The following is a 4,956-nucleotide window of genomic DNA, read 5'->3' as shown; positions in this document are numbered from 1 at the left end:
GATGCGCGGCATGCGGATGTTCAGCCAGGGTTTCCTGTCGGCCATCTCCAATCCCAAGGCGCTGCTGTTCTACGGCGCTTTCCTGCCGCAGTTCATCGACCCGGCCCGCAGCCTGCTGACGCAGTTCGCGATCATGGCCGCCACCTTCACGGCCGTCGAGTTCCTGGTCGAGTACGTGCTGGCGCGCCTGGCGCACCGCGTGCGCCCCTGGCTCGAACGCGCCGGCCGGCGCTTCAATAAAATCTGCGGCGGGCTGTTCGCCGCCATGGGAGCGGCCCTGCCGGGCTCCTGATCCGCCGGCCCCGCGAGGGCCGTTTTTGCCGCCTTCAGATGGCCTGCCAGCGTCCCGATTCCGGATCGACGCCAACACGCAGGCCATTTTCGCGCACCTGTTCCTCGTCCAGCCGCGATGCGGCCGCCGCGTCGACGTCGAAGGCGATGCCGAGCAGCCGCGCGACGCTGTCGGCTTCGATGGGCAGCTCCCAGGTCAGGAACAGTTGCGCAAGATCCCGCCCGGACGGGAAGTCGGCCTCGCGGAAGTCGTTCCGGCCACGCGGCACCACGCCGTGGGGCTGCGCGGTATCGAAGATCATCGCCGTGCCGCGCGTCAGCGCGATGCGCTGGCCGGTGCCGGGAAACAGCACGTCCAGCCCTTTGTCCTCGCTCAGGAACAGATTGCAGAACGCGGCGCCGCCGTATTGCGCGGCGTCGTGGTGGTAACGCGCGCCGCGGCAGGCCATGAGCGCGATGTCGGCATCGGCCAGCGTTTCCTCGTCCAGGCCGAGCGCGCCGGTCCAGGCGCGCATCGCCCGCAGGCAGGCCGGGTACTCCGGCCAGCGTGCCTGCGTCCGCGCCAGGGGCATCTGTTCGACGTCGCCGGGTTCCAGGCACAGGCGCGTGGAGATTTCCCTATCCCAGTCGGCCAGCACGCGGGCGTTCGGCGCGGGAAGGTCGAGCGTGCCGGTCAGCACCGTGCCGCCCACGCCGCGGCTGCGCATGGCCTCGCCGTTCCGGTAATAGGCAATCAGGCGGTCGGGCGGCGGGGAAGTGCGGTGGGCGGGCATCAGGCGCGATTCGAGGGCGGCGCCGTTTCAAGCGCGGCGAAGGTTTGTTGCACGCATTGCGCCATACGCCTGGCCAGCGCGCCCACCGGAAAGTGATCCGAGCTCACGGCATAGCTGTGGAAATCGATCTTCCGGGAGAACGGGATCTCGCGCAGGTCGGGCAGGCGCAGCGCCCGCGACACCACCGGATTGACGATGGAGACGCCCAGCCCCTTGGCGACCATGGAGCAGATGGTCGTGGCGTAAGGCGTTTCGATCGAGACGATGCGGGCGTCGTCCGGGAAATGGCGGTCGATCGCCGCTCGGTTGAAGCTGCCGGCCGGCAGGGAGATGAAGTTCTCGTCGTTGAAATCGGCGGGTTCCAGTTTCGTTTTCGCGGCCAGCCGGTGCGAGGCGGGCACGATCCCGGTGCCGTAGGCGGTGTTGATCCGGTCGTAGCGCAGACCGGGCACGTCGGTCTGGATGGAGCAGAAGCCGATGTCGCAGAATCCAGTGGCCATCCACTTGGCGACGACTTCGGAACCTCCCGTGTGGACCACCACGGGCATGTCGGACACCTGCTCGCGGAACAGGCGGATGGCGTCCGGCAGCACGCATTGCGTGATCGAGCCCACCGCGCCGATCCGGAGCATGCCGGTGCCGCGCCGCCGGATCGAACTGGCGCTGTCGTTCAGCGATTCCAGGCCGATGAAGGCGCGTTCCACGTCGGCGTAGAACGCCTCGGCCTCGGGCGTGGGCAGCAGCCGCGTGCCGACGCGCTGGAACAGCACGAAGCCCAGTGTTTTTTCCAGCAGCGCGATCCATCGGCTGACGTTCGGCTGCGAGGTATGCAGCAGCCCCGCCGCCGTGGTCATGGAGCGCGTCATCATGACGGCGCGGAACGCCTCGACTTGCTTGAAGTTCATGCGGGTCTCGGGAGGTCTGGGGTGGAGCATATCATTTTTGTATGAATAGCCGTAAGTATTTGATTTGACGTATGGATTGGCGCGGACGGAGACTGTGGCTTTCCCAGCCACACGCAGACCCGCCATGCCATCCAAAGTCAGCAGCCGCCTGAAGCAGCCCCTCGCGCCCGAGGTGCTCCAATACCTTTTCCTTCCGCGCCTGAACCGAGAGTTCCACGCCAACTTCGAGATGCTGACCCAGATCAACCTGGCCCATCTCTCGATGCTGCACGAGCAAGGCATCCTGGACCGGGACGCGTCGGCCAGCCTGGCCGCCGCGCTGCTGAGGATGCAGGCCGAAGGCCCGGACGCGGTGGAGCTCGACCCCGCGCGGGAAGAGGCCTACTTCAATTACGAAGCGCACCTCATCAAGCTGGTGGGGCAGGAGCTGGGCGGCCGCCTGCACACGGCCCGCAGCCGCAACGACATCGGCGCCACCATCGACCGCATCCGCGCCCGCGATTTCGGGATGCGCATCGGCGCGGCCCTGATCGGGGTCGCGGAGGCGGCCCTGGCGCAGGCCGAGAGGTTCGCCGACTGCGTGATGCCGGGCTACACGCACATGCAGGCCGCGCAGCCCATCACCTATGGCTATTACCTGTCGGCGCTGGCCGACGCCTGGTCCCGCGACGTGGACCGTATCCTGCATGCGCTCGATACCGCGGACGCCTCGCCGCTGGGCGCCTGCGCGCTGGCGGGCACCTCTTTTCCCATCGACCGCGCCGCGACCAGCGCGATGCTGGGCTTCAGCCAGCCGCTGGCGAACGCGCTGGACGGCGTCGCGTCGCGCGACTTCGCGCTGGAACTGAGCGCGGCGCTCTCGATCATGATGATCACCTGCAGCCGCATGGTGCAGGACTTCTACATCTGGTCCACGCCGGAGTTCGGCTACCTGTCCTTCCCGGACGGCATCGCCAGCACCTCCAGCATCATGCCGCAGAAGAAGAATCCGGCGGTGCTGGAGTACCTGCGCGGCAAGACGGGCCATCTGATCGGCTTGGCGTCGGCGGCCCTGGCCACGGTGAAGTCCACGCATTTCACGCACTCCGGCGACAGCAGCCGCGAAAGCACGCGCACGTGCTGGGAGGCCTGCGACGAGGCGCTCAAGTCCCTGGCGCTGATGAAGCTGCTGGTGGAGCAGGTCGAGCCCGCGCCAGCGCGCATGGCCGCGCGCGCGGCCGAGGATTTCTCCACCGTCACCGACCTGGCGGACCTGCTGGTGCGAGACGGCGGCGTATCGTTTCGCGACGCCCATCACATCATCGGCGCCGTCGTCCGGGAAGCGATCGATGCCGGAAAGCCGGCCCGTGAGATCACCCCGGCAATGATAGACGCCGCGGCGCTCCAGGAGGTGGGGCGCGCGGTTCCGCTGGCGCGGGAAGCCATCGACGCCTGCCTTGATCCGGCGCGCAACGTCGCCGCGCGCCGGTCGCTGGGCGGGCCGGCGCCGTCCCTGGTCCGCGCGCGCATCGGCGAACAGCGCGACGCGCTGCGCAAGCGGCGGGGCGTGATCGAAGCGGCCGGACATCGGGTCCGCGAAGCCCAGGCATTGCTGCAACGGCGCATCGGCGCGCTGATTTCAACCGAAACCGGGATGCCCGCCGTCCAGGGCGCCTGATCAAGCCAAACCAACAAGGGGAATTCGATGATGCTGAAAATGATCGCGGGCCTGGCGGCCGCGGCGGGGCTCTGCCTGAGCGCCCAGGTCCAGGCGCAGGCCTATCCTTCCAGGCCCGTCACGCTGGTCGTGCCGTTCGCGCCGGGCGGCACCGTGAACCTGATGGGGCGGCTGCTGGCCAACCATATGTCCGAAAAGCTGGGCCAGCCCGTCATCGTCGAGAACAAGCCGGGCGGAGGCGGCAGCATCGGTGCCAACTTCGTGGCCAAGGCGCCGGCCGATGGCTATACGCTCCTGCTCGCGACCATGGGGCAGCAGTCGATCCAGCCGCTGCTGACCCGCAATCCGCCGTACGACGCGGCGCGCGACTTCGCGCCGGTGGCCTTGTTTTCCACCGTGCCGAACGTGCTGGCGATCTCGCCCGGCACGCCGGCCAGGACCGTGGCGGAGCTGGTGGCCTACGCGAAGGAAAACCCCGGCAAGCTGAACATGGCCTCGGCCGGCATTGGCTCGGTCAACCATATGACGGGCGAGCTGTTCATGTACCGCTCGGGCGCGCGGTTCGAGCACGTGCCGTACCGCGGCGCCGGGCCGGCCACGGCCGACCTGCTGTCGGGGCAGGTGCAGGTGCTGTTCGCCAACCTGCCCAACGTGCTGGCCTACGCCAAGACGGGCCAGGTCCGCGTGCTGGCGGTGGCCAGCGAGAAACGCAGCCCGGCCCTGCCCGACGTGCCGACGCTGGCGGAAGCGGGCGTCCAGGACGCGGTGGTCGAATCCTGGTACGGCGTCATGGCGCCGGCCGGCACGTCCGCCGAGATCATCCGCAAGCTGCAGGACACGGTCGTCGGCATCGCCCGCGACGACTCGCTGACGGCGCAACTGGCGGAGCAGGGCGCAGTGCCGTTTCCGGGCAGCAGCGCCGATCTGGAGAAGCTGTCGAACGAGGAAACGGCGCGCTGGACGGCCATCATCAAGAACGCGAAGATCCAGGCCAATTGAAGGGAACGCGCGGCCCGCGGCGCATCGCGCCCGGGCCGCGGGGCGCGCGCTAGAGCGCCGCCGCGCGTTCGGCCTCGACGGCCAGCCGGTAGGCGCGCTTCAGGTAGAGCTGGGCATCGTGCTCCCAGGAAAAGCCGATGCCGCCATGAACCTGGATGGACAGCTTGACGGCGCGTCGCGCCGAGGCCGCCGCCACCCGTGTGGCCAAGGCCGCCAGCGCGGCATCGGGCTCGGTGCGCGCCCGCAGCATCGCCTCAATGGCGTAGCGGCTGTTGTCCAACCCGATCCAGGCGTCGACCAGCGGATGCTTGATCGCCTGGAACTGCCCGAT

6 protein-coding genes are annotated in these 4,956 nt (G+C 68.7%); 3 read left to right on the top strand and 3 right to left on the bottom strand.

Going from position 1 to position 4,956, the window contains the following annotated elements:
- The coding region (locus tag ACN6PJ_RS30800; protein WP_427999441.1) for a LysE family translocator at positions 1-292 on the top strand (292 nt) is incomplete at its 5' end.
- Positions 293-326: 34 nt separating this feature from the next.
- On the opposite strand, the gene ACN6PJ_RS30795 is transcribed toward ACN6PJ_RS30800, so the two are convergent.
- The gene (locus ACN6PJ_RS30795) at positions 327-1,064 is read right to left on the bottom strand and encodes a hypothetical protein (RefSeq protein ID WP_427999440.1); all 738 of its coding nucleotides are present in this window, start codon (positions 1,062-1,064) and stop codon (positions 327-329) included.
- A complete protein-coding gene (locus tag ACN6PJ_RS30790) occupies positions 1,064-1,969 on the bottom strand; it encodes a LysR substrate-binding domain-containing protein (protein WP_427999439.1) in 906 nt (301 codons plus the stop codon). The genes ACN6PJ_RS30795 and ACN6PJ_RS30790 overlap by 1 nt, the downstream gene beginning before the upstream one ends.
- A gap of 124 nt (positions 1,970-2,093) precedes the next feature.
- Here ACN6PJ_RS30790 and argH point away from each other — a divergent pair, with 124 nt between their 5' ends.
- The gene (gene argH / locus ACN6PJ_RS30785) at positions 2,094-3,626 is read left to right on the top strand and encodes an argininosuccinate lyase (protein WP_427999438.1); all 1,533 of its coding nucleotides are present in this window, start codon (positions 2,094-2,096) and stop codon (positions 3,624-3,626) included.
- A gap of 30 nt (positions 3,627-3,656) precedes the next feature.
- Positions 3,657-4,625: a Bug family tripartite tricarboxylate transporter substrate binding protein gene (locus ACN6PJ_RS30780; RefSeq protein WP_427999442.1), complete on the top strand. Its 969-nt coding sequence runs from the start codon at positions 3,657-3,659 to the stop codon at positions 4,623-4,625.
- A 49-nt stretch (positions 4,626-4,674) separates the two neighbouring features.
- Here the strand turns inward: ACN6PJ_RS30780 and ACN6PJ_RS30775 are convergent.
- Positions 4,675-4,956, bottom strand: a 282-nt coding sequence (locus ACN6PJ_RS30775; RefSeq protein ID WP_427999437.1) for an acyl-CoA dehydrogenase family protein, incomplete at its 5' end; no start/stop codon positions are given.

This window comes from Achromobacter sp., assembly GCF_050285585.1.
Taxonomy (GTDB): domain Bacteria; phylum Pseudomonadota; class Gammaproteobacteria; order Burkholderiales; family Burkholderiaceae_B; genus Achromobacter.
Note: the sequence above shows the minus strand (reverse complement) of the source record. Positions and strands in the feature narration are given on the sequence as shown.